The following is a 23,879-nucleotide window of genomic DNA, read 5'->3' on the forward strand; positions in this document are numbered from 1 at the left end:
GCATCATTCGTTTATTTTTTCAATGTTCCTCTTTTTATTCCGATTTATAAAGTATCTTTGCGCCGAAAAAGAGAAATTAAAAGAGATAATGGAAGGCAACCAGAGCAGACGTATTGATTTTGTGGACTTAACCAAAGGAGTCTGCATTATCCTTGTGGTAATGGCACACGTTGGAGGGGCCTTCGAACAACTGGATACGAATTCGATGTTATCCTGTTTCCGCATGCCGCTTTACTTCTTTATCTCGGGAGTGTTTTTCAAATCATACGAAGGCCTGTTCGGATTCATCCTACGAAAAATAAACAAACTGATTATTCCTTTTCTTTTCTTCTATATAAGTGCATTTCTAATGAAATACATTGTTTGGAAGATTGCTCCAGGAGTGTTTCAACTGCCTGTGTCGTGGAATGAACTCTTGGTTGTATTTCATGGACACGACCTTATCAAGTTCAATCCACCGATCTGGTTTCTACTCGCATTATTCAATTGCAACATCCTATTTTATCTAATTCACTTTCTGCGCGAAAAGCATCTGCCTGTCATGTTCGCTGTGACAATCCTGATTGGTTGCGCAGGATTTTATCTCGGAAAATTACAGATAGAGTTACCCCTGTATATAGATGTTTCCATGACTGCCCTCCCCTTCTATGTGGCCGGTTTCTGGATCCGACGGTATAATTTCTTTCTATATCCCAGCCATCGTTTCGACAAACTGATACCGGTTTTTATTGTATTGGCACTGGTGGTAATGTACTTTACCGCTACCACATTGGGGATGCGTACCAACAATTATACGGGAAATATTTTTCAAGTATATATCGCTGCGTTTGCAGGAATATTTATGATTATGTTACTTTGCAAAAAAGTGAAAAAGATAAAGGTTGTTTCTTACTTGGGACGATATTCAATCATCACCTTGAGTATTCATGGACCGATACTTCATTTTTTAGGTCCATTAGTCAGCCGTTATATTCACAATAGTTGGGCACAGGCAAGCGCACTTCTGCTTATAACATTAAGCATCTGCCTTCTGCTCACACCCGTCTTTCTTAAAGTGATTCCACAAATGGTTGCACAGAAAGACCTGTTAAAAGTCAAACAAGATCACACTAAAAAGACAGTATATGAAGATAAACAGTAGCTATATTCTTTTGAAAGAAATTCGTTGTTACGCCTATCATGGAGTCGCACCGCAAGAAAATCTGATTGGAAATGAATATATCATTGACCTGAAACTGAAAGTAGATATCAGCAAAGCTGCCCGGACAGATGAAGTTACCGACACCGTCAACTATGCCGAAGTACATCAAGTGATAAAAAACGAAATGGCTGTTCCCTCGAAATTGCTGGAACACGTTAGCGGACGGATTATACAAAAACTCTTTGACCAATTCCCCTGTATTGAAGAAATCGAACTCCGGCTTTCCAAACGAAACCCACCGATGGGAGCAGATATAGAGTCCGCAGGAATTGAGCTACACTGCAGCAAGAAATAAGATAATCACAGCTAGAAATGAAACATAAATGACGAAATGCAGATAATACGATATTAATAAAGTAATCCGTATCATCTGCATTCCTTTTTTAAGCAAGATCTGCTTCTATTTTCACAGCCGTAAACTACCGGCTTATTTTCTCTTCTTTTTTCTTCTATTTACCGATTCGACAGCTTCTGTCACCACAGGTTTATCCTGAAAACGTTTTGTATAGCTGGAATAGTCCGGATGAATGCGTTCGTAATCAGGATCCATAAATAACGGACTGGAAATAATATGATCCGCCGTAGAACGGTTACAACAGAAAACAATATTTTCTACACCGGCCAAACGGGTTAATGCTTTTACATCCGTATCATGCGGTTGCAATGTCATGGGGTCCGTGAAGAAAAAGAGATAATCAATCTGCCCATCCACAATACGTGATCCCATCTGTTGATCACCACCTAACGGACCTGATTTTAAAATCGTAAAATCCCACTCTTCATCAGGATGTTTCTCCTTCAATGCTTCCAATATCAAAGTACCCGTAGTACCTGTACAGTAGAATTTATTACCCATCAACAGTTCCGAGTTCCACAGTACCCATTCGATGAGGTCTTTTTTCATTGCATCATGCGCTACCAGCCCGATGCCTCTTCTAACCTTTGATTCCATTTGCTATCCTTTTAAATCCGACAATTGAGAGAATCGTTTGCATCCCCTCGCATAAAACTGCCACAATATACTACTTTTTGTCCGTTCAGGTATCGGATTCAAAGTTTTTTTTCTCATATTTTCTTCACGGGACAAAGAAAATGACGGACATAATCGTTTATACTCTTTCCGCGCACGCATCACAGCACTAGCATTATCCCAGTGCCCTTGCAACAAGAAATTGAACGCCGCCAGATAATCGAGACAGGTCCGGATACGCATCACTTTATTTAACTCCTCCTGTGAAAGATTCTTATAGAGCATGACAAGATTATTACGGAAATTAAGAAAAGTCTTATGAGGATTCTCTTTTTTAAGAGTAGCCCCCCCCACATGATAGACAATGCTTTGAGGTACACAGACAATCTCACGATTCCGTGAACGGAGTCGCCAGCACAAATCTATTTCTTCCATGTGAGCAAAGAAACGTCCATCCAATCCTCCGACATTCACATAATCAGCGCGCCGGATAAACAACGCTGCCCCCGTGGCCCAGAAAACAGGAATTACCGTATCATACTGGCCTTCGTCTTTCTCCACAACTCCCATAATACGCCCCCTACAAAAAGGATAACCGTATTTATCAATAAAGCCACCGGCTGCCCCGGCATATTCGAAATATTCTTTTTGCCGCTGGCTTCGTATCTTCGGCTGACAAGCAGCTACCTCCGGATGCTTATCAAGATAAGCAATCATTGGTTCCAACCAATGTTCCGTCACCTCGACATCCGAATTCAAAAGAACTACATATTCTGCGTCGACCTGCTGTAATGCTAAATTATATCCATCCGCAAAGCCATAATTCTGATCGAGAACAATCGTTCTGACAGAAGGAAATTCCTGTTGAAGCAAAGTAACGGAAGCGTCCGTAGAACCATTGTCAGCCACGCAGACCTCAATCCCCTCCCCTTCCGAATACCGGACGACGGACGGAAGAAAAGTACGGAGCATATCACATCCGTTCCAATTTAAAATTACAACTGAAACTTTCATTGTTATTCCTTCTTCTTGTTCAATTCTTTCTCTTCTAATCGGTCAGCTTCTTCACGAGTCATTTTCCAACGTTTATGAGACCACAACCAATATGCCGGTTCTTTACGAATCGTCTGTTCTAATCTATGAGCAAACATTTCCGTGATTTCTCCTTCTCTTGTTTCTTTCGGTGTTTCCGTCATCAACTTGAACTCCGCTTCACAGTATCCTCTGCGCTTCTTACTAAGTTCACAATAGAAAACAGGGAAATTCATCATTTTGGCAATTCGCTCCGCACCATTCAGAAAAGCAGTTTCCTGTCCTAAAAAGGTAGTCCAATATTTATCATATCCACTGGGCCATTGATCAGTAATCAAACCGACTACCATCTTTTTTCCATCATGTTTGAGCTTAATAATTTCACGGGCTGTAGAATGTTTCGGAATATTATACCCCCCGAAACGAGAACGAATACGTTTAAACAACTCATCCAAATATTTATCCCTCAACGGTTTATAAACCTGTACGGGAACATCCCCTGGTTTCATGATTGCTCCCATGCCTATCAACCACTCATAATTGGCATAATGAGGAATCATTACTATAATACCTCCATACTTTTCTGTCAGTTCAAGATATTGTTCCGTATTCTTATAAGTCATTCTCTCACAAAGTTCTTCAGCAGACATATGCAACAATTTCAAATCTTCAAGCATATAATCCGACAAATAGCGATAAAACTTGCGTTCTATCTGTAATCTCTCCGCATCAGTTTTTTCCGGAAATGATCTCAATAGATTTCCCCGAACTACTTTCCGACGATATTTTCCAACACGATACATCAGCAGATAATTTAAATCCGAAAGCATATATAAAACCCGGAACGGAAGAGCTGAAAACAGCCACATTCCACTGTATACCAACCAATAGATAAGTTTTGATCTCATAACTTATATCAAAATTGTACCTTTAAGTGCTGTCATCTCCTCATTAAACTCTCCCAGACGTACATTAATTACCTGATTATCCAGCGAGTCATCACTTTCCACCTCTACACGAATATAATTCTCCGTAAATCCATGCATCGGAGCACCAGCTTTCGATTTTTCCATCAATACCGGCATTGTCTGCCCGATATGACGTGCATAAAAAGCCTGTGTCTTTTGATCCGATAGTGCCAACAGACGCTGACTACGCTGATGCTTCTCTTCCGGAGAAACCACATATTCTATTTTTAAGGCTTGCGTTCCGGGACGTTCGGAATAGCTAAACACATGCAACTGCGTCACATCCAGACCATCAATAAACTGATAAGCCTGTTCAAAGTATTCGGGTGTTTCTCCACGGGTTCCCACAATCACGTCCACTCCGATAAAAGCATCCGGCATCACCTCTTTTATCTTCTTCACTTTCGAAGCAAAAAGAGCAGTGTCGTAACGACGGCGCATTAACTGCAAAACTTCATCGCAACCGGATTGCAAAGGGATATGAAAATGAGGCATAAAACTACGGGAATGAGACACAAACTCGATAATCTCATCAGTCAACAGATTGGGTTCTATGGAAGAAATACGATAACGTTCGATTCCCTCTACCTGATCCAATGCTTTTACCAGATCAAAGAAACTCTCCCCTGTTGTTTTACCAAAATCTCCGATATTCACTCCGGTCAGAACGATTTCTTTTCCACCTTCAGCAGCTGCCTGCCGAGCCTGCTCAACCATGGAAGCAATAGTCCCGTTACGACTTCGCCCGCGGGCGAAAGGAATCGTGCAATATGAACAGAAGTAATCGCATCCATCCTGCACCTTCAAGAAGAAACGGGTACGGTCTCCCCGTGAACACGAGGGAGAAAACGAACGGATATCTTTGGTTGTAGTGGTGATAGCCTCTCCTTTTTCATGCTTTTGGAGGTCGCCCAGATATTGAAGTAACTCACCCTTCTGTTCCGCTCCCAGCACTACATCTACTCCATCTATCTTTGCCACGTCGCCGGGCTTCAATTGCGCATAACATCCGGTCACTACCACAAAAGCATCGGGATGCTGCTTTACCAAGCGGTGGATGGCTTGCCGACATTTCTTATCCGCCATCTCTGTCACCGAACAGGTATTTACCACACAGATATCTGCTTTCTCTCCTTTGCGCGCAGTCCGGACTCCTGCCTCACGCAGGATTTTACCGATAGTTGAAGTCTCTGAAAAATTTAATTTGCAGCCTAAAGTATAATAAACGGCTGTCTTATTTTGAAATACAGTGGTATCTATCATAAGCTGTTATAAACACATTAACTTTGCAAAGTTACACATTATTATCAGTAAAACACTTTAGGATACGAAAGTTTATTCCTATTTTTGCACAATTCACTAAAAAACGTGCAATGATTAAAGAGAATTTCATTAAACTATACGAAAATAGTTTTCGTGAGAATTGGGATCTGCCTTGTTATACTGATTATGGAGAAGATACCCAATATACATACGGTGAGGTAGCTGAAAAAATCGCCCGTTTACATCTGTTATTCAAACATTGTAGCCTTCGCAGAGGAGATAAGATTTCAGTTATCGGCAAAAATAACGCTCATTGGTGCATCGCCTATATGGCAACGATCACATACGGAGCGATCATTGTCCCTATCCTTCAAGATTTTACGCCTAATGACGTTCATCATATCGTTAATCATTCCGAATCTGTATTCCTGTTCACCAGTGACAGCATTTGGGAGAATCTGGAAGAGGAAAAATTAACGGGACTACGGGGAGTATTCTCATTGACTGATTTCCGGTGTCTTTATCAACGTGACGGGGAAACCATACAGAAGTTTCTGAAAAATACCGATAAAGAGATGCATGCTTTGTATCCGAAAGGATTTACCCGTGAAGATGTTCAGTACACCACTTTATCCAATGACAAGGTGATGCTGTTAAATTACACTTCCGGAACCACCGGTTTCAGTAAGGGTGTGATGCTGACAGGAAACAATCTTGCCGGCAATGTCACTTTCGGTATTCGTACCGAACTCCTTAAAAAAGGGGATAAAGTGCTTTCTTTCCTTCCCCTCGCCCACGCATACGGTTGCGCATTTGACTTTCTGACAGCAACGGCTGTCGGCACCCATGTCACTTTGCTTGGAAAAACGCCTTCTCCTAAAATTATAATGAAGGCTTTTGAGGAAGTGAAACCCAACCTTATTATTACTGTCCCGCTAGTGATTGAAAAGATATATAAGAATATTATCCAGCCACTCATTAATAAAAAAGGTATGAAGTGGGCACTCAATATCCCTCTGCTCGACACCCAAATCTACAACCAGATACGTAAAAGACTGATTGATGCACTGGGAGGACGGTTTAAAGAGATCATTATCGGTGGCGCCGCTATGGATAAGGAAGTAGAAGAATTCTTCTACAAAATCAAATTCCCTTTTACTATCGGTTATGGAATGACAGAATGCGGTCCGCTTATCAGCTACGCCCCCTGGGATGAATTTGTACTAGGTTCTTCCGGAAAGATTCTAGATATAATGGAAGCACGTATCTATAAGGAAACCCCGGAAGCAGAAACCGGAGAAATCCAGGTTCGGGGAGAAAATGTGATGGTGGGCTACTACAAGAACCAGGAAGCAACACAGGAAGTATTCACGCAGGACGGCTGGCTACGTACCGGTGACCTCGGTTCCATGGACAGCAACGGAAATATTTTCATCCGGGGACGACTCAAAACTATGATCTTAAGTTCTAGCGGACAGAATATCTTCCCCGAAGAGTTGGAAACCAAACTGAATAACCTGCCTTTCATTCTCGAAAGTCTTGTTATCGAACGCAATAAAAAATTAGTGGCACTTGTTTATGCCGATTACGAAGCGTTGGATTCTCTCGGATTAAATAATCCGGATAACCTGAAAACAATCATGGATGAAAATCTTAAGAACCTGAACAGCAACGTAGCCGCTTATGAGAAAATCAGCAAGATCCAACTCTACCCTACTGAATTTGAAAAAACGCCCAAAAGAAGCATAAAAAGATACTTATATAACAGTATTGCTGTCGATTAGCATGTTCTAAAACATATAAAAAGGGGAGAAAAGTGGCCAGTTACAAAAAAAAATATAAAAAAAGTTGGCGTTTCGAGAACAACATATTGAAAAAGTACATACCTTTGCATCGTTTTAATAAAGCAATTGATTGTATTACGTTTTTAAAAAGCAAAGAAAATGAAAAAATTAGTTTTGATGGCCGTAGCTATCGTAGCAGTATCATTCGCATCATGTGGTAACAAAGCAGCTGACGCAGCAAAAGCAACTGCAGATTCTATCCGTATCGCTGACTCAATCGCAGCAGTAGAAGCAGCAGCTCTTGAAGCTGAACAAGCAGCAGCCGCAGCAGCAGATTCTTTGAATGCTGATAGCACTGCAACTGAAACTGTAGCTGAATAATTCAGAAACAGCTAGAGAGAATTGAAAGTCTGCCATGCGAAAGCATGCACAGACTTTTTTTTATGCCTTTATTTTAGCAAGCCACACGTTATTTAGCGTATGAGCTTTTCACAAAAGGAGCGTTCAACAAATAATCCAGACTTACTTCTACACTTTCCTCTACCGGAACACTATACTTTTCGATTTCAGCAACGAGATAATTAACGCCTGCAGTTTTTGCATTCTTAAAGATAGCATCAAAACCTACCATTCCACTTTGTCCAATCTCTCTGTGATCTTTCACATGGAATATCTGGAAGCGACCGGGATATTTATTAAAATAATCAACAGGACTGTTTTGTCCGCGAACTACCCAATAAAGGTCCATCTGGAAGAAAACATATTCAGGATTCGTATGTTCCAACATATAATCATACATCACTTTATCTTCTACCTTCTGAAATTCATGAGCGTGATTGTGATACCCGAACGACAAACCTTGTTGTTTGCAACGCTTGCCTATCTCATTATAATATGCACAATATGTTTCTAAATCCTTGAGCGTCTTAGGTACATCCATCCACGGAGCTACAATATATTTCATACCGGCAGCTTTGTGATCGGCAATACATTGATCCCACCATTCAAGTGACTTTGAATAGTCGCCGGAAGCCAATTCTTCTTTAGACAATTGTCTTGTACAATGTGAAGACAAGACTTTTAATCCTGCCGATTCGACATCTTTCTTAAATTGTTGGGGAGTACGGTCATAAAATTTACCGTTGTTATAATTGGCTGCTTCAACACCGGTATATCCCATGTTTGCCAATTTCTTCAGAAGAGCAGTATAAGTGGGGTCACACTTACCATTTTTGTTGTCTACCTTGTTTAATATATCTCTGACAGAATAGAGCTGAATTGCTACTTCTTTTTTAGCTTTTTTCTTGGTTTGTGCCGTTACTGCCAGTGGAATCATGAAAAGAGCAGCCAATGCACAGATATAAATTCTAGTTTTCATATAATAGATATTAGTGGGTTACAATTATTCAGGTTTACATAGAAAAAACAGGCACGGATTACACAGACTTCACGGTTACTCCATGGCAATCGCCATTCAAAAAAAACGTGAAATACACGTAACCCGTGCCTTTCTTTATTACTATTCGATTAGTCCAAAACTTTCACGCGGATGTTGCGGAACCAAACATCATCACCGTGATCTTGCAAACCAATGAAACCTTCGTGATTTTCGCCACCGCAATTATTCAGCAATTCAAATGCCAAAGGCCATTTTTCTTCACTGAACTTACTTGCTTGCAACATATCAGTCCATTGTTTTGTCCACAAATGATATTCAAGTACGTTTTCATCATTTTGTCCGTGAACAACTGTACCTTTATAAACCATAATCTTAGCCTTGTTCCATTCGCCAAACGGCTTAGAGTTTTGAGGAACTGCCGGAATCATGTCATACAAAGAAGCTGACTGACGATTGTTGTCCTTACCCAATTTTGCATCCGGATGATTGGCATTGTCCAACACCTGATATTCGGGCGCGGAAATATAAATAGGCTCAAGCACATCATTACCGTCTTTATCTTTCGATGTAACTTCCTGAGCTAAATAGAAAATACCGGAGTTACCACCTTTAGAAACCTTCCACTCCATCTCCAGTTCGAAGTTTTTAAACTTGTGAGCAAAGATCAGGTCACCACCATCACCGTCTTGAGCTTCACCGCCACCAGAACCGTTGAATTTGATACAACCGTCTTCAATTGTCCATTTAGAAGGAACACGGTCTTTTCCATAACCACGCCATCCGTTAAATGTTTCGCCATCAAAGATTGTGATATAACCATTTTCATCAACAGGCAAATTCAAGCTATCTGTTTCTGCCGCTTTCAATGATTTAGAGTAAGTCAACGCAACTTTTTGCTCTTCCGGAGCATTTGCTTTCTTCTGACCACCACAAGAAGCAAAAACACCTGCAGCAAGACAACAACAAGCTAATGGATAAAATACTTTTTTCATGATATCAACTATTTAATTTTTAATCTTTAATTCTTAATCTACTTTTATCTTGGCATATCAGGCAGTCTCCAGCCTTCACGATAATTATGTTTCACTAATTCAGCCGCAAACTGTTTTGCATTGATCGGATCAGTCCATGTCTTATCAAATGTAGGATGACCGTCATGAATCTTGAATCCGTCTTTGATAACGGTACGAATGGTTTCGTTGTCACCGATATTTGTAAAGCACATGTTAGCTCCATCCCATTCAAGAGTTTTGTTCAGCGCTTGCAGACGAATAGCCAATACGCCCATTGCCACCATTTCATTCATTGGTCCGGCTTCTGAGAAGTCAGATTTAGTCATGATACGATTAGATTTATCTTCTTTACATGCACGTACCCAATCCATTTCGTGACCACCATTCATTGCTTTAGGAACACGACGGCAAACCTTCGGTGCATTTGGTTTACGACCTGAAAGCAACCAAGGATTCTGTCCATAACATCCGCAAATCAATGTATCTTTCGTTCCGTGGAAAATAGTCAAACCACCACCGCTCTGCATCAGTTGTTTTCCTTCTGGGAATCCTTTCGGACGTTCTGGCATCATACCGCCATCATACCAATGTATTTCCACTTCAGGCATAGCTACTTTCGGCATATTTTCACGAGCAGGGAAAATCATTTTCACGTGTTGTGCCTGTGGAGCACAAGCATTCAACAATAATGTCGATGAACCTTCCACTTTGGTAGGATACTGCAATTTCAATGCTTTAAACGGCTGATGCAAAATATGACAAGCCATATCACCCAATGCACCTGTTCCGTAATCCCACCATCCACGCCAGTTCCAAGGATGATAAATAGCATTGTAAGGATTCATTTTAGCAGGACCTGTAAACAAATCCCAATTCAATGTGCTAGGAATTTTATCAACCTTTTCAGGAACATTCAATCCTTGAGGCCAAATAGGACGGTCTGTTGCACATTCTACTTTCGTTACGTCACCGATTTCACCATTCCAAATCCATTCACATACTAAATCCGTACCTTCATCCGATGCCCCTTGATTACCCATTTGGGTGACCACGCCCGTTGATGCAGCCAGTTTTGTCAACAAACGAGATTCATAAACAGAGTGGGTCAATGGTTTCTGACAATATACATGTTTTCCCATTGTCATTGCGTCAGCAGTGATAATAGCATGAGTATGGTCGGCAGTTGCGATAATCACACCGTCGATAGATTTACCCATTTCATCATACATCTTACGATAGTCCCAGTATTTTTTAGCCTTGGGGAATTCGTCGAACACGCCTTTTGCGTACTTCCAATCCACATCACAAAGAGCCACAATATTTTCAGTGCCCTTTACGTGATTAATGTTGGCATGTCCCATGCCACCAATACCCACAGCTGCAAGATTTAATTTGTCAGTAGGCGACACATGCCCGTGACTCATACCTAAAATTGTACTGGGAGCAATGGTTATACCTGCTAAAGCAGCGGCTCCCGTTTTGAGAAATTTTCTCCTCGAAATGTTTGACATGATTTTATTTGTTTAAGGGTTAATAATCTTTGGAAGGTTGCCGTGCAACAATCCATATCCATTTTTCATGTTTTTTCTTCGTTCGCGTATTTGCTCCAAAGTGCGCAAATTACCAATAGCGGGCAAATCGTGTTTGCGGGTATCTTTCAAGAATGTCCATGCATATTCGGATGCAATAGCCGAATCGCGCATTAGCGGTAATCGTGAACTGCGTTTTCCGGTTTCTACCGAATCAGCAAACAGGTCACACAACACGTCTATATTCTTGCCGCCAAAAGGTTTCTCTACACGGATGGTCTGATTGACACCGTGCAGGTCGACAACAGCAGTATTGAAGTCATGCGTCATACGCACAACCCCTTTTGTACCTATAATATCTACATACGAATTATGTGTCTGGTCTTTAGATAATTGCCCATAAACAAATCCTTGGGTAATATCAAAAACGACCCCATTTTGAAAAGTTCCGTGACATTGCACCCACCAAGGATCTTTATAGTTCCACATATTCACTCCCTGGGCATTCCATGTTCTATAATCACATCCTGCATACCAACGGGTAATATCTACATAGTGCATTCCACAATCATGGAAAGCAGGTCCCTCATACTCATGACCTTCACCTGGTGCCAAGCCGGGAGTCATGTGACAAATACGAATAATAGCCAGCTCTCCGATTTCCCCTTGCTGGATATATTCCTTCATTAAATTATGATACCAGGAATTTCGCAGATACAAGTTTACCGTAGAAATGAGATTTGTGTTTTCTGTCATTTCTACAACTTTCCACTCATTTTCCATTGTATCTGCAACTGGTTTTTCTGAAATAATGTGTTTGCCGTAACGAATAGCTTTTTCTATTTGTTCCATCCGCGAGTCAGCCAAAGTGAAAAGCCCGACTACCTGCACACTTTCATCCTCAAAAATCTTTTGATTATCTTCTAATATAATAGAGTTAGGAGAAAGCTTCTTGGCTAACTGACGTGATGCCGGATTAGTATCACAAATATAAGCAATATTCCACCGATCACTTTTAGTCATCGCTTCCCAGTAGAATCTTCCCATCCTACCAAAACCGATAATTCCAACTTTAATTCTCGTGTCTACTGAAGATTGCGTGTTCATAATTAAACATAGTGAATTTAAGTACAAATAATAGATAAAACATCAACTCCTAACTATCAAACTGATGAGCTAAAAACTGATATTGCAAATCTAGCCAAATAAATAACGGCTTATTTGACTTACACTACTTTATGTAGATATAAAATTAGCTCTTTTTACTATTAATCAATGACTTAGCTAACTTAACACATCAAAAAAATGTAGATGATTTGGAAAGTATTATAATGTTAAAATGATAATTATGTCTCTTGTGTTGAACTAATTTTCATAATTTCATTCTCAAATTCATCCCTGTCGACGGCTGCCTTATTTCTCATTTTCGTACGATAATTATAAACCGTACTTGTAGAGCAACGGAGAAAGTTCGCTATCTTTCCACTATCCGTAATACCCAAGCGTAATAAAGCATAAATACGAAGTTCCCTATTCAATAAAGCATCCGGTTTTAAAATAATTTTCTCTTCATCTTTCAACAGAGCGTTAAAATCAGAAACAAAAGTAGGATACAAACCCAAGAAGACCTTATCAAAACGAGTGTATAAAGCGCTAAGTTCATCGTCGATAAGCGCAGATGATTTTAGCTTCTTAATCAGTTCATCATAGTATTTATTAATAGCTATTTTATACAGCATATTCTGATATTTCTCCATTTTATGGATATAGCTAAAGCATACATCAAAGAATTCGGCTATATAATATTCCTTTATACTATTAATTTCGCACAACTGATTATTTGTATCATTCAGTTGGCTGTTCATGCTATTCAGTTTGTTGTTCAATCGCAAAAGTTCCTCATTACTCTGTGCCAATGCCTGTTTTATTTTCAACGTCTTTTTCATCTGAATATAGATGAAAAGCACCAACAGGACTAAAAGAAAAAGGATAATACTTGTAGAAATAAGAAAAGTAGTCAGATGCGACCGTGATCTGGCCTGCTCCGCCTGATAAGCTGTATTAATAATAGAATTAAATTTATAAATTTCGATGGCACGGAAATGAATACCGGAAGATATAACGTCATCGATAGCAGACTGTGTAAATTTAAAGGCATCAGCTAAATTCTGTTCATCATAGGCTATCAATGCAAGAGATTGCAGGGATGCATTTTCCCGCGTAGCATTCCGGGTATCGGCTATTGCCGACAACATCAGGTATTTTTTTTCCTCATCATACTTTTTCTGATGGTGACATAACCTAGAATACGAATGAGTTATCATGGCATAATTAGGCGTCCCCACTTCTTCAATCTCCAACAGTTCCTTAAAAATCTCTTTCGATTTCAGTGTATCACGCCAAATATAATAAGAAGCCTGGGACATTCGATAATCCCAAGAAGTGTGGTCAATGAGGGCAAACAACGAATCCTGGTAAGCAGCCTGCTGCTTGCCATACAGATTGTTGGCGACAGAAATCGAATAGTGTCCCCAAAAGCTGGAATAAGTTTGATAATAGTTTATTAATAAATCTCTGGGAAGTTCTGAAGTCTTTATACTTTTCAAAATAATCTCCGCTTCGCGAAACCTGCCACACATCGAATATAAAAGACCAAGATTTAAAAACGACTGATTGGTGAAATAGGGTTTATTCAGCCGACGGGAAATCTCAATATTACGATCAACATAATGGATGGCTGAATCAATATGAAACTTTTTATATTCGTTATATAACCGTAGATTGATTCTATATTCTCCTTCAAGAGTCAAACCGGGACTTTTCAACATACATTTTATCCGGTTTATCCGATCCTCTTTCTCTTTAACAAAGACGTGTTTTTCATCTATCACTCTACGCAAAGAATCAGTCAATAGTTTCAACTCATTATTTGCATAAAGAACACTGCCAATTCCCAAAGCAATCAGCAGAAGCAAAAACCTCTTCTTTAGAAAACAACAGTTGAATTTCATAATAGTAATAGCAAAGATAACAAAAAAAGCGATTTATTCATTCAGAACAAATCGCTTTTCATATATGAAGTAAATTTGCTCTTATTCAGCAACTACCTCGAAAGGAATTTCTACCGAAACTTCCTTGTGAAGCTTAACGATAGCCTTGTAGCTACCAACTTCTTTCACAGCGTCTTTTACAACGATGATCTTTCTGTCAACTTCATGACCCAGTTTAGACAATGCTTCAGCAATCTGGATGTTACCAACAGAACCGAAGATAGTACCGGTTGAGCTAACTTTAGTTGCAATAGTCAAAGAAACGCCTTCCAACTTAGCAGCCATAGCTTCAGCATCTTTCTTGATTTTCTCAAGTTTGTGAGCGCGCTGTTTCAGTTCTTCAGCCAACATTTTCTTTGCAGAAGGAGAAGCGATGATAGCTTTTCCAGTCGGGATCAGATAATTACGACCGTATCCGGATTTCACGTTTACGATATCGTTCTTATAACCCAAGTTTACTACGTCTTCTTTCAATATAATTTCCATACTTTTCCTCCTTCTTATTTCATCATGTCAGTTACATAAGGCAGCAATGCCAAGTGACGAGCTCTCTTCACAGCCTGCGCGATACGACGTTGGAACTTCAAAGAAGTACCTGTAATACGGCGCGGAAGGATTTTTCCTTGTTCATTCAAGAATTTCTTCAAGAATTCAGGATCTTTGTAGTCGATATATCTAATACCACTCTTTTTGAAACGGCAGTATTTTTTCTTCTTAACATCTACTGACGGCGGAGTTAAATATCTGATTTCTGATTGAACTTGTTGTGCCATGATTAATCCTCCTTTTTGTTTGATTTAACACTTCTTCTTTTTGCAGCGTATTCAGCAGCATACTTATCCATCTTGAAAGTCAAGAAACGGATTACGCGTTCATCACGACGGAAATTAATTTCCAGCTTGTCAATTACAGTAGGATCTGCATTGAACTCAATCAGTTGATAAAAACCTGTAGACTTTTTCTGAATTGGGTAAGCCAATTTCTTCAGTCCCCAGTTTTCTTCATTAATAATCTCAGCACCTTCAGCTTGAAGAACGCCTTTGAATTTTTCTACCGCTTCCTTCATCTGAACATCAGATAAAACGGGAGTTAAAATGAAAACGGTTTCGTATTGATTCATACTTCGTTTAATTAAATAAATAAATTATTTGATTTTAAATGCGGGTGCAAAGTTAGACATTTTATTTTGAACTACAAATATTTAATCTTTTTTTGTATCCGAAGATAGGATTTATCCGGGAAGAGACTTACCTTTGCAAAGTTGTTTAAACAATAATTTCATGATAGAGCAATTTAATTTCGACATTCGACTTATATTTGCCATATTAAATGGCAAAGTTTCTGCGGCAATCAACCGGAAACTGTACCGTAACTTCCGTCAGAACGGATTGGAAATCAGTCCCGAACAATGGACGGTACTCATTTTCCTGTGGGAAAAAGACGGCGTGACGCAACAAGAGTTGTGTAATGCAACTTTTAAAGACAAGCCCAGCATGACCCGTTTGATAGATAATATGGAACGGCAACATCTTGTTGTGCGCATTTCCGATAAAAAAGACCGCCGCACCAACCTGATCCATCTGACCAAAGACGGAAAAGAACTGGAGGAAAAAGCGCGTGTCATTGCCGGACAGACTCTGAAAGAGGCTCTTCACGGTATCACTCTCGACGAATTGAGCATTGGACAGGAGGTACTGAAAAAGGTGTTCTACAATACAAAAGATTAGATAGAAGAACTTCTCTCCAAATCATAAAATCCACTAAATCGTGCATTTATAATGGAATTTTTATCCAAATAATTTCGCCCGTTAAAGAATTATGCTTTAATTTGTGACTGGAATATTATAATCTATTAAAATACACACACATGAAAGGTTTATTAAAGAACTTAGGATTGATATTAATCTTGGTCGGAGTAGTCATCCTGCTGGCTTGTTCCTTTACAGGAAATGTAAACAACAACGCCATCCTGGGTACTTCAGTAGTACTTGTAGTACTGGGACTCATTTCTTATATTGTTATTAATAAGAAGATCGCTGATTAATTTCGCAAAATCAATAAAAAATCCCGGAAACGAATGTTCCCGGGATTTTTTATTTAGAGTTATCTCAAACGCAATCATTAAGATTCAACTTCCGGAGTAATCAGCTTATAGCCTTTTCCGTGAATATTGATAATTTCGATTGAATCGTCTTCTTTCAGATGCTTACGCAATTTCGTGATATACACGTCCATACTACGGGCATTGAAATAGTTATCGTCAATCCAGATTGTTTTCAGAGCGAAGTCACGTTGCAAAATCTCATTGGCATGTGCACAAAGCAATCCGAGCAGTTCAGACTCTTTGGTAGTCAGCTTAGTTTGTTTGCCTTCTGACGACAGAATTTGTTTCTGTGTGTCGAAAGTAAACTTACCAATCTTATAGATATTGCTTTCTTTGTTCTTCTTTCCACGAACACGTCTCAAGATTGCTTCAATTCTGAATGTCAATTCTTCCATACTAAACGGTTTGGTGATATAATCATCCGCACCGATTTTAAAGCCTTCCAGAATATCTTCTTTCAGCGTTTTGGCCGTCAGGAAGATAATAGGAATTTCAGCATTTGCTGCACGGACATCCTGTGCCAGTGTGAAGCCGTCTTTTTTAGGCATCATCACGTCAAACACGCACAAGTCATATTTATTCTTCAAGAAAGCCTTATAACCGGCTTCTCCATCAGGATATAACTCAGCAGAATAACCTTTTGCCTGTAAATATTCTCTTAAAAGCATGCCAAGATTTTCGTCATCCTCGCACAATAAAATACGCAGTTTCTCGTCCATATCAATTATTTTTTAATAAAGGTAATGCAATAATAAATTTAGTTCCCACGTTCAGGTCGCTTTCCGCCCGGATGGTTCCCTTATGATCCAATATAATTTTTCTCACATAAGCCAATCCCAGTCCAAAGCCCTTCACATCGTGCAGATTACCCGTATGTACACGATAGAACTTTTCAAATATCTTTTTCAGGTTCTCTTTTTTGATACCGATACCATTATCCTGTATCGAAATCATCAGTTTACCCGACTCATTCCACGTTCTCACTTTCAGTTCCAGATCCTCTTCCGGTTTCTTATATTTCACCGCGTTATCCATCAGATTAAAGATTACATTCGTGATATGCATCTCGTCTGCAAATATAACAGGATCGGTGGCCTCAAGGTTCGATGTTATCTTACCATTATATCGTTCCACTTTCAGCGCAAAGGTATTGATTACTCCTGATATTAATTCATTCGCATCAATCTCCTTCATCTTCAAAGTGGCCTTCTGACGTTCGAACATCGACATCTGGAGCACCTTTTCCACCTGGAAGCGCAAGCGCTTGGTTTCATCATTAATCACTCCCGATATATGCTGGAACATCTGCGGAGATTTTCCTACCGCCGGATCTTTCAACATCTGGGCTGCTAATGAAATGGTAGATATCGGTGTTTTAAATTCGTGCGTCATATTATTGATAAAGTCATTCTTCATTTCCGTCAGTTTCTTTTGCCGGAATACGATATAAATCGTAAAGATGAATGTCACTAACAATACCAGTGTAAATATCAGCGACGGAATCATGAAACTGATGGAGTCAAAGATATAATCTTTCTTCCCCGGAAAGTGTACTTTCAAGATACTCATTTTTGCAGGCGGGTCATTCTTGAACAATGCCTGCTGATAAGCGTCTTCACTTCCCTTTGCCTCATAATCCGCACAACGGTAGACTTCCCTTCCGTCTTTGTCGATCACCGTAAAGTGATAAGGCAAATCTATACTATTATTATATAAGCTCGATTTCAGATAGTCATCCAGTTCTTTAAACCGTACTCTGTCTCCAATCGACTTGTCACTTCCCCGGTAAATCATCTGCCAGGCCACTTCATCGAGTAATGCCCGTTGATACATATACCGATTCTTGATGGCTTCCACTAATGAACGCGAAGTTTCCGGAATGGTCTTTGTCCCCCTGTAAGGAGAAATCATAGCCTTCGGAAGCTCGGAGGGCTTAGTGGTCATCACTTTCAGCTCAAAATCCGAATATACTTTTCCATCCTTAGACTTCACTGTAAACCGCTGCGTTTGCTGAATCAAGTTGTCTTGTTGTATGGAAGCATTATTCGCAATCAGCGCCTTTCTTTCTGCTTCTGAAATATCTTCGATCAACCAACGTCTGGTCTCTGCATATTCCACATCCTTGGAAACCTGATCCAGGCTATTGCGTACAGCCGAATCAAACTGTTCCTTACGGGTTTTCATCATTTCCTCTATATAACTTACCTGCAAATACAGCAAGCTAAGGAAGGAAAGCCCCATTACAATACCTAATATCCAAATTGTTGACTTCTTCATAGCAACAAAATTAACACTCCCTAATTAACACTCCTAATGCATTAACTTGATTTAACCGGAACTTCCCGGAAATTAACCGTAAGGAGCTATTTAGGTTGTATTCTGATTACTACAACAATAAAACCCCTCCTTTGGTTTGCAAATTTAATAAAAAATTAAATCTTCTCCTTGTGTTTTTCCATCTTTATTAATCATAGTTAAACAAAAACCGCCCCCTTTTACTTAAAAAAGGCGGCGGTTTTAACGTTTTAGTTGATTCTTTATGCCTAACAGATGATAAATACCGAATATTATAGTGAATATTCAATCAATTATCACCTATCATTTATACTTATTCTTCAGTTTGTTTAGCTTCAAAGTCCTTCATTAACTTATCTTGAACATCCGTCGGCACAAGCTCATAACTAGAGAATTTCATAATGAACGAAGCACGTCCACCCGTGAGAGAGCTAAGCGCCGTAGAATAAGATGACATTTCTTTCAAAGGTACTTTCGCAACCAGTTTCTCAAAACCTTTTTCACTACTCATACCCATAATCATGGCACGACGTCCCTGCAGATCTCCCATCACATCTCCCATCCTATCAGACGGAACGAACACTTCTACATCATAAATCGGTTCCAGAATTTTCGGACCGGCATTCTTGAAGGCTTCACTAAAGGCATTACGTCCGGCAAGCATAAAGGAGATTTCATTCGAATCTACCGGGTGCATCTTACCATCGTAAACAATAACGCGCACGTCACGAGCATACGAACCCGTCAACGGTCCTTGCTCCATACGAGACATAATACCTTTCATAATAGCAGGCAAGAAGCGGGCATCGATAGAACCACCGACGATACTGTTAACAAACACCAGTTTACCACCCCATTCCAATGGTATCTCTTCCGTACCTCTCACGGTAATCTTAAATTCCTGTCCATTGAACTTATACGTTTCAGGCACAGGCATACCTTCTTTATAAGGTTCTACGATCAGGTGAACTTCACCAAATTGACCGGCACCACCGGACTGTTTCTTATGACGATAGTCGGCACGGGCAGCCTTTGTAATCGTTTCACGATATGGAATCTTCGGTTCTTCATATTTTACCTGAAGTTTTTCGTTGTTTTCCAAACGCCATTTCAAGGTACGAAGATGGAATTCTCCCTGACCGTGTACCAAAGTCTGTTTCAGTTCTTTTGATTGCTCAATCACCCAGGTAGGATCTTCTTCGCGCATACGGTTCAGGATACTCATCATCTTTTCCACATCCGCTTCATTCACCGGCTTAATGGCACGGGTATATTTAGAGTTCGGATATTTGATAAAATTGAATTTGTAGTCACAATCCTTACCGTTCAGCGTATTACCGGTTTTCACGTCTTTCAGTTTCACGGCAGCACCGATATCACCGGCCTGCAATTCTTCCACCTTGACACGGTTACCACCGGCTACCACATAGATTTGCGCGATACGTTCCTTCGAACCACGGTCGGCATTCAGCAAATCGTCTCCCTCATGAACTTTACCGCTCATTACTTTAAAATAGGAAACTTCACCGATATGCGGTTCCACACTTGTCTTGAAGAAATAAAGAGATTCCGGTCCATTGGAGTCCGGAGCCACTTCTTTACCTTCCGTATTCTGTACCTTCGGCATTTCAGATACAAAAGGAACAACGTTACCCAAGAATTCCATCAAGCGACGAACGCCCATATCTTTACCTCCACAGACGCAAAATACAGGGAACATACCTCTGGCGATCAATCCCTTACGGATGCCTTCACGCATTTCGTCTTCTGACAGGGAATCTTGCTCGAAGAATTTCTCCATCAGATTTTCATCATTCTCGGCAGCAGCTTCGACCAATGCTTTGTGCATTTCCATAGCCTTATCCATTTCTTCTGCCGGAATATCTTCGATTGTCGGAGCCCCTCCTTCGGGTTTCCATGAGTATTTCTTCATCAACAATACGTCGATCAGCGCATTAAAGCCCGGACCGGTAGCTATCGGATATTGGATAGGAACAACCTTAGAGCCGTATGCCTCTTTCAGCTGTTCGAGGATATTATCATAATCGCATTTTTCATTATCAAGCTGGTTGACTAGAAAAATAACAGGTTTATTCAGCTTTTCTGTATAACGGAAATGATTTTGTGTACCGACTTCGACGCCGTATTGGCCATTGAGAAGGATAATTGCTGTGTCGGTCACATTTAGTGCAGTCACTGTGCTGCCTACGAAGTCGTCCGATCCCGGACAGTCAATAATATTAAGTTTTTTGTTATTCCATTCTACATGGAGAACGGTGGAGAAAACGGAGTAACCATACTCTTGTTCAACAGGAAAATAATCGCTAACTGTGTTTTTTGCGGCAACAGATCCGCGACGTTTTATAACACCACTCTCGAAAAGCATCGCTTCCACGAGAGTGGTTTTCCCAGAGCCAGAACTTCCCAACAAGGCAATGTTCTTGATTTCATTAGTCTGATATACTTTCATAATATATAAGATTTTAGTAATTACTCAGTATGTTTCTCACATACCATTAATTTTGTGATGCGCAAATTAGGGATTAATTGGGGGAAAAGCAACACTTATGGCAGTGTTACTAAACAATGTTATGTAACACATCTTTAACACGAACATTTTCGAATCGGGTTAAAAATTATTTTCGCATGGCTATAAACTAATTTCATAGTTGCAACGAGTAATCCGGCACGATGTTATTTTTAGTTGTTTTCCTTTCATACAATAGTTTCCCCGTTGCCTAATCAGTTTTCGTTTGACTTAAGTCAAGCGATAGTTTAACTTAAGTCATTCTATCGTTTGACTTAAGTCAAACGAAAACCCGGCTACAAGTTCGAATCTTATTTATAAAAGAAAAGATCTTAAATTCAGCATTGCAGGAAATTATCTTCTACTAATCGATGGGGAATTATCTATTTAGCGTATTCCTACCCCCACTATAAATAATTTCCGTCAACTGCTTTTTTGATATATCTAATAATAGTCTTACTTTTACACCCACAAACCCAAACAGCATAGCTATGGCAGGTATCTATCTTCATATTCCTTTTTGCAAAACTCGCTGCATCTACTGCGACTTCTACTCAACCACTCGCAGCGAACTCAAAACCCGTTATGTACAGACTCTCTGCCGGGAGTTGGCGATGCGTAAAGAATACCTGAAAGGAGAAGATATAGAAACTATTTATTTCGGTGGCGGAACCCCGTCTCAACTGGAAAAAGAGGATTTTGAACAAATATTTGATACCATCCGCAAGCACTACGGATTGAATCATTGTCAGGAAATCACTCTGGAAGCTAATCCGGATGATTTATCGCAGGAATATCTGGGAATGCTTTCCTCACTTCCTTTCAACCGCCTCAGCATGGGAATACAGACTTTTGATGATGCTACGCTCAAACTATTGAGACGCCGCCACAATGCCCGTACAGCCATCGAAGCAATTGACAGATGCCGGAAAGCCGGTTTCCAGAACATCAGTATCGACCTAATTTACGGATTGCCCGGAGAAACAAAAGAACGATGGGAAAACGATCTCCGTCAAGCTATCAGTCTGAATGTAGAACATATCTCCGCCTATCACTTGATTTATGAGGAAGATACACCTATATATAATATGTTAAAACAGCACCAGATATCCGAGGTAGACGAAGACTCCAGTTTAGAATTTTTCACATTACTGATAGAGCATTTGCAGAAAGCAGGATTTGAACACTATGAGATTTCCAATTTCTGCCGCCCCGGAAAATATTCCCGCCACAACACTTCCTATTGGAAAGGAATAGCTTATCTGGGATGCGGACCATCGGCACATTCTTTTGACGGAATGACACGGGAATGGAATGTGTCTTCAATCGACACCTATATAAAAGGTATAGAAGAAGACTGCCGTGCTTTCGAGACAGAGTATCTGGACCCAACCACCCGCTACAACGAATTTATTATCACTACCATACGTACCGTATGGGGAACACCTATAGAGAAACTGAAACAGATGTTCGGCAATGAAATGTGGGAGTATTGTCAAAAAATGGCTGCACCTTATCTGAAAAATGGTAAACTGGAGGAATACAACGGAGCTTTGCGCCTGACGCGTGAAGGGATTTTTATTTCCGACAGTATAATGAGTGATTTACTTTGGGTAGACTAACCAAACAAACAAAAAGCCGATGACCGAATCAGAAGTAAGAAAGTTATTGCGGCAAATGAAAGAACTGGATTCGCAAACTGCTTTCCGGGACTTTTACAACATGACTTACGACCGTTTCTTTCGTATTGCCTATTATTATGTGAAACAGGAAGAATGGTCGCAGGAAATCGTTCTCGATGTATTCCTGAAACTATGGAAGCAACGCAGCAATTTGCTTGATGTGAGAAACATTGAAGATTATTGTTTCATTCTCGTCAAAAATGCTTCGCTCAATTATCTGGAAAAAGAATCAAGACATACGCTTATTCATCCCGATTCTCTGCCGGAGCCTCAAGAACAAAGCTATTCACCGGAAGAATCGCTCATCAGTGAAGAACTGTTCGCTCTTTACGTAAAAGCACTCGACCGGCTTCCGGATCGTTGCAGGGAAGTGTTCATCCGCATCCGTGAAGAAAAACAGAGTTACGCACAAGTAGCAGAAGAATTAGGCATCAGCATGAATACAGTGGACGCACAACTTCAGAAAGCAATCACACGTTTAAAAGAGATGATTAGCCGGGCCGAAATAGATTAACATTCTTTTAGACAAAGAGCGTAGGGAGTTTCTGTCCCCCTCCGGTCTTTATCAACAAATAAGTCAATCAATCACTAAAAAAGACAGAAAATGAAAAAGCTAAATGACGCAAACATGGGAATCTTTGTCCTTCTTTCAGTTTGTCTGTGCCTGTTTTCATGCAACAATGACAACGACAACCTACCAAAGGACTATGCAGGATTTGAACATTCGAAGGAAACAGTAGAATGTGAAAGCGACAAACCCGAATGTGAGTTGAAAATTAAAATTGTTGCAACAGAAAAAACAAAAGAAGACCGGACGGTAGTACTTGCCACACCCCCTCCGGTAGTAGGACAAGCAGCAGTGGTACAGCTAACAGAAAAAAAAGTAATCATCAAAGCGGGTAAGAAGTCAGCAACAACTGTCATAAAAATCTATCCTAAACAGATGATATTGAAGAAGCAGAATGTCACTTTATCCTGCACTCCCCAGTGGAAAGAAGGAGGAATCAGCAAACTGACCATTCTGTTGAAACGAAAATAATAGATCAAGAGCAATACAGAAAA

At 40.1% G+C, this 23,879-nt stretch carries 24 protein-coding genes; 9 read left to right on the top strand and 15 right to left on the bottom strand.

Annotated features, from left to right (window positions below):
• Positions 1-88: 88 nt before the first annotated feature.
• Together BSAG_RS21800 and folB are read left to right on the top strand one after the other, a co-directional pair.
• Positions 89-1,141, top strand: a complete 1,053-nt coding sequence (locus tag BSAG_RS21800; RefSeq protein WP_008017450.1) for an acyltransferase family protein — start codon at positions 89-91, stop codon at positions 1,139-1,141.
• A complete protein-coding gene (gene folB / locus BSAG_RS21795; RefSeq protein ID WP_004312553.1) occupies positions 1,125-1,496 on the top strand; it encodes a dihydroneopterin aldolase in 372 nt (123 codons plus the stop codon). Before BSAG_RS21800 ends, folB begins: the two co-directional genes overlap by 17 nt.
• Before the next feature lie 132 nt (positions 1,497-1,628).
• On the opposite strand, the gene BSAG_RS21790 is transcribed toward folB, so the two are convergent.
• From BSAG_RS21790 to mtaB, 4 genes are read right to left on the bottom strand one after another with little or no spacing between them, the layout of a single operon-like run.
• A complete protein-coding gene (locus tag BSAG_RS21790) occupies positions 1,629-2,153 on the bottom strand; it encodes a methylglyoxal synthase (protein ID WP_004306620.1) in 525 nt (174 codons plus the stop codon).
• A 3-nt stretch (positions 2,154-2,156) separates the two neighbouring features.
• Complete coding sequence (locus BSAG_RS21785) at positions 2,157-3,185, bottom strand: glycosyltransferase family 2 protein (protein WP_004316247.1); 1,029 nt, start codon at positions 3,183-3,185, stop codon at positions 2,157-2,159.
• Positions 3,186-3,187: 2 nt separating this feature from the next.
• Positions 3,188-4,111 (bottom strand): lysophospholipid acyltransferase family protein, encoded by a 924-nt coding sequence (locus tag BSAG_RS21780; protein ID WP_004316248.1) that lies wholly within the window; start codon positions 4,109-4,111, stop codon positions 3,188-3,190.
• 3 nt (positions 4,112-4,114) lie between these two features.
• The gene (gene mtaB, locus BSAG_RS21775) at positions 4,115-5,434 is read right to left on the bottom strand and encodes a tRNA (N(6)-L-threonylcarbamoyladenosine(37)-C(2))-methylthiotransferase MtaB (RefSeq protein ID WP_004316249.1); all 1,320 of its coding nucleotides are present in this window, start codon (positions 5,432-5,434) and stop codon (positions 4,115-4,117) included.
• 110 nt (positions 5,435-5,544) lie between these two features.
• Between mtaB and BSAG_RS21770 the strand changes: the two genes are divergently transcribed.
• The gene (locus BSAG_RS21770; RefSeq protein ID WP_004299337.1) at positions 5,545-7,218 is read left to right on the top strand and encodes a long-chain fatty acid--CoA ligase; all 1,674 of its coding nucleotides are present in this window, start codon (positions 5,545-5,547) and stop codon (positions 7,216-7,218) included.
• A gap of 159 nt (positions 7,219-7,377) precedes the next feature.
• A complete protein-coding gene (locus BSAG_RS21765) occupies positions 7,378-7,599 on the top strand; it encodes a hypothetical protein (RefSeq protein WP_004306615.1) in 222 nt (73 codons plus the stop codon).
• Positions 7,600-7,687: 88 nt separating this feature from the next.
• Here BSAG_RS21765 and BSAG_RS21760 read toward each other — a convergent pair whose 3' ends face one another.
• From BSAG_RS21760 to rpsF, 8 genes are all read right to left on the bottom strand, one after another.
• A complete protein-coding gene (locus BSAG_RS21760; RefSeq protein ID WP_004316252.1) occupies positions 7,688-8,596 on the bottom strand; it encodes a sugar phosphate isomerase/epimerase family protein in 909 nt (302 codons plus the stop codon).
• A gap of 149 nt (positions 8,597-8,745) precedes the next feature.
• Positions 8,746-9,609 (bottom strand): DUF1080 domain-containing protein, encoded by an 864-nt coding sequence (locus tag BSAG_RS21755; protein WP_004316253.1) that lies wholly within the window; start codon positions 9,607-9,609, stop codon positions 8,746-8,748.
• 44 nt (positions 9,610-9,653) lie between these two features.
• On the bottom strand, positions 9,654-11,141 hold the full coding sequence (locus BSAG_RS21750; protein ID WP_004316254.1) for a Gfo/Idh/MocA family oxidoreductase: 1,488 nt from the start codon (positions 11,139-11,141) through the stop codon (positions 9,654-9,656).
• A gap of 12 nt (positions 11,142-11,153) precedes the next feature.
• On the bottom strand, positions 11,154-12,266 hold the full coding sequence (locus BSAG_RS21745) for a Gfo/Idh/MocA family protein (protein WP_004316255.1): 1,113 nt from the start codon (positions 12,264-12,266) through the stop codon (positions 11,154-11,156).
• 239 nt (positions 12,267-12,505) lie between these two features.
• A complete protein-coding gene (locus BSAG_RS21740) occupies positions 12,506-14,170 on the bottom strand; it encodes a DUF6377 domain-containing protein (protein ID WP_008770712.1) in 1,665 nt (554 codons plus the stop codon).
• 81 nt (positions 14,171-14,251) lie between these two features.
• On the bottom strand, positions 14,252-14,695 hold the full coding sequence (rplI, locus tag BSAG_RS21735; RefSeq protein WP_004307965.1) for a 50S ribosomal protein L9: 444 nt from the start codon (positions 14,693-14,695) through the stop codon (positions 14,252-14,254).
• A 14-nt stretch (positions 14,696-14,709) separates the two neighbouring features.
• Complete coding sequence (gene rpsR / locus BSAG_RS21730) at positions 14,710-14,982, bottom strand: 30S ribosomal protein S18 (RefSeq protein ID WP_002562536.1); 273 nt, start codon at positions 14,980-14,982, stop codon at positions 14,710-14,712.
• Positions 14,983-14,984: 2 nt separating this feature from the next.
• Entirely contained in the window at positions 14,985-15,329 is a 345-nt protein-coding gene (gene rpsF / locus BSAG_RS21725; RefSeq protein WP_004299329.1) for a 30S ribosomal protein S6, read from the bottom strand.
• Positions 15,330-15,489: 160 nt separating this feature from the next.
• Here rpsF and BSAG_RS21720 point away from each other — a divergent pair, with 160 nt between their 5' ends.
• A complete protein-coding gene (locus BSAG_RS21720; protein ID WP_004299328.1) occupies positions 15,490-15,936 on the top strand; it encodes a MarR family winged helix-turn-helix transcriptional regulator in 447 nt (148 codons plus the stop codon).
• 140 nt (positions 15,937-16,076) lie between these two features.
• A complete protein-coding gene (locus BSAG_RS25115; RefSeq protein WP_004299327.1) occupies positions 16,077-16,253 on the top strand; it encodes a hypothetical protein in 177 nt (58 codons plus the stop codon).
• 77 nt (positions 16,254-16,330) lie between these two features.
• Here the strand turns inward: BSAG_RS25115 and BSAG_RS21715 are convergent, their stop codons facing one another.
• The 3 genes from BSAG_RS21715 to BSAG_RS21705 all read right to left on the bottom strand — a co-directional run bounded on the left by BSAG_RS21715 (position 16,331) and on the right by BSAG_RS21705 (position 21,078).
• Positions 16,331-17,032: a response regulator transcription factor gene (locus BSAG_RS21715; RefSeq protein ID WP_004299326.1), complete on the bottom strand. Its 702-nt coding sequence runs from the start codon at positions 17,030-17,032 to the stop codon at positions 16,331-16,333.
• Between the two features lies 1 nt (position 17,033).
• A complete protein-coding gene (locus BSAG_RS21710; RefSeq protein WP_008641002.1) occupies positions 17,034-18,590 on the bottom strand; it encodes a sensor histidine kinase in 1,557 nt (518 codons plus the stop codon).
• A 331-nt stretch (positions 18,591-18,921) separates the two neighbouring features.
• Positions 18,922-21,078 (bottom strand): elongation factor G, encoded by a 2,157-nt coding sequence (locus BSAG_RS21705; RefSeq protein WP_004299324.1) that lies wholly within the window; start codon positions 21,076-21,078, stop codon positions 18,922-18,924.
• A 548-nt stretch (positions 21,079-21,626) separates the two neighbouring features.
• Here BSAG_RS21705 and hemW point away from each other — a divergent pair.
• The 3 genes from hemW to BSAG_RS21690 all read left to right on the top strand — a co-directional run bounded on the left by hemW (position 21,627) and on the right by BSAG_RS21690 (position 23,856).
• Positions 21,627-22,757, top strand: coding sequence for a radical SAM family heme chaperone HemW (hemW, locus tag BSAG_RS21700; RefSeq protein WP_004316258.1), 1,131 nt, complete (start codon positions 21,627-21,629; stop codon positions 22,755-22,757).
• Between the two features lie 19 nt (positions 22,758-22,776).
• Entirely contained in the window at positions 22,777-23,331 is a 555-nt protein-coding gene (locus tag BSAG_RS21695) for an RNA polymerase sigma-70 factor (RefSeq protein ID WP_004316259.1), read from the top strand.
• A 90-nt stretch (positions 23,332-23,421) separates the two neighbouring features.
• Positions 23,422-23,856 carry a hypothetical protein gene (locus BSAG_RS21690; protein WP_004316260.1) on the top strand — a complete coding sequence of 145 codons (435 nt, stop codon included), beginning with the start codon at positions 23,422-23,424 and terminating at the stop codon, positions 23,854-23,856.
• The last annotated feature ends 23 nt before the right edge of the window (positions 23,857-23,879 follow it).

It is taken from the genome of Bacteroides sp. D1 (assembly GCF_000157095.2).
GTDB classification, from domain to species: Bacteria; Bacteroidota; Bacteroidia; order Bacteroidales; family Bacteroidaceae; genus Bacteroides; species Bacteroides xylanisolvens.

Coding starts and splice junctions, on each gene's coding strand:
- BSAG_RS21800 (WP_008017450.1), top strand. CDS start 89: ATGGAAGGCAACCAGAGCAGACGTATTGATTTTGTGGACTTAACCAAA.
- folB (WP_004312553.1), top strand. CDS start 1,125: ATGAAGATAAACAGTAGCTATATTCTTTTGAAAGAAATTCGTTGTTAC.
- BSAG_RS21790 (WP_004306620.1), bottom strand. CDS start 2,153: ATGGAATCAAAGGTTAGAAGAGGCATCGGGCTGGTAGCGCATGATGCA.
- BSAG_RS21785 (WP_004316247.1), bottom strand. CDS start 3,185: ATGAAAGTTTCAGTTGTAATTTTAAATTGGAACGGATGTGATATGCTC.
- BSAG_RS21780 (WP_004316248.1), bottom strand. CDS start 4,111: ATGAGATCAAAACTTATCTATTGGTTGGTATACAGTGGAATGTGGCTG.
- mtaB (WP_004316249.1), bottom strand. CDS start 5,434: ATGATAGATACCACTGTATTTCAAAATAAGACAGCCGTTTATTATACT.
- BSAG_RS21770 (WP_004299337.1), top strand. CDS start 5,545: ATGATTAAAGAGAATTTCATTAAACTATACGAAAATAGTTTTCGTGAG.
- BSAG_RS21765 (WP_004306615.1), top strand. CDS start 7,378: ATGAAAAAATTAGTTTTGATGGCCGTAGCTATCGTAGCAGTATCATTC.
- BSAG_RS21760 (WP_004316252.1), bottom strand. CDS start 8,596: ATGAAAACTAGAATTTATATCTGTGCATTGGCTGCTCTTTTCATGATT.
- BSAG_RS21755 (WP_004316253.1), bottom strand. CDS start 9,609: ATGAAAAAAGTATTTTATCCATTAGCTTGTTGTTGTCTTGCTGCAGGT.
- BSAG_RS21750 (WP_004316254.1), bottom strand. CDS start 11,141: ATGTCAAACATTTCGAGGAGAAAATTTCTCAAAACGGGAGCCGCTGCT.
- BSAG_RS21745 (WP_004316255.1), bottom strand. CDS start 12,266: ATGAACACGCAATCTTCAGTAGACACGAGAATTAAAGTTGGAATTATC.
- BSAG_RS21740 (WP_008770712.1), bottom strand. CDS start 14,170: ATGAAATTCAACTGTTGTTTTCTAAAGAAGAGGTTTTTGCTTCTGCTG.
- rplI (WP_004307965.1), bottom strand. CDS start 14,695: ATGGAAATTATATTGAAAGAAGACGTAGTAAACTTGGGTTATAAGAAC.
- rpsR (WP_002562536.1), bottom strand. CDS start 14,982: ATGGCACAACAAGTTCAATCAGAAATCAGATATTTAACTCCGCCGTCA.
- rpsF (WP_004299329.1), bottom strand. CDS start 15,329: ATGAATCAATACGAAACCGTTTTCATTTTAACTCCCGTTTTATCTGAT.
- BSAG_RS21720 (WP_004299328.1), top strand. CDS start 15,490: ATGATAGAGCAATTTAATTTCGACATTCGACTTATATTTGCCATATTA.
- BSAG_RS25115 (WP_004299327.1), top strand. CDS start 16,077: ATGAAAGGTTTATTAAAGAACTTAGGATTGATATTAATCTTGGTCGGA.
- BSAG_RS21715 (WP_004299326.1), bottom strand. CDS start 17,032: ATGGACGAGAAACTGCGTATTTTATTGTGCGAGGATGACGAAAATCTT.
- BSAG_RS21710 (WP_008641002.1), bottom strand. CDS start 18,590: ATGAAGAAGTCAACAATTTGGATATTAGGTATTGTAATGGGGCTTTCC.
- BSAG_RS21705 (WP_004299324.1), bottom strand. CDS start 21,078: ATGAAAGTATATCAGACTAATGAAATCAAGAACATTGCCTTGTTGGGA.
- hemW (WP_004316258.1), top strand. CDS start 21,627: ATGGCAGGTATCTATCTTCATATTCCTTTTTGCAAAACTCGCTGCATC.
- BSAG_RS21695 (WP_004316259.1), top strand. CDS start 22,777: ATGACCGAATCAGAAGTAAGAAAGTTATTGCGGCAAATGAAAGAACTG.
- BSAG_RS21690 (WP_004316260.1), top strand. CDS start 23,422: ATGAAAAAGCTAAATGACGCAAACATGGGAATCTTTGTCCTTCTTTCA.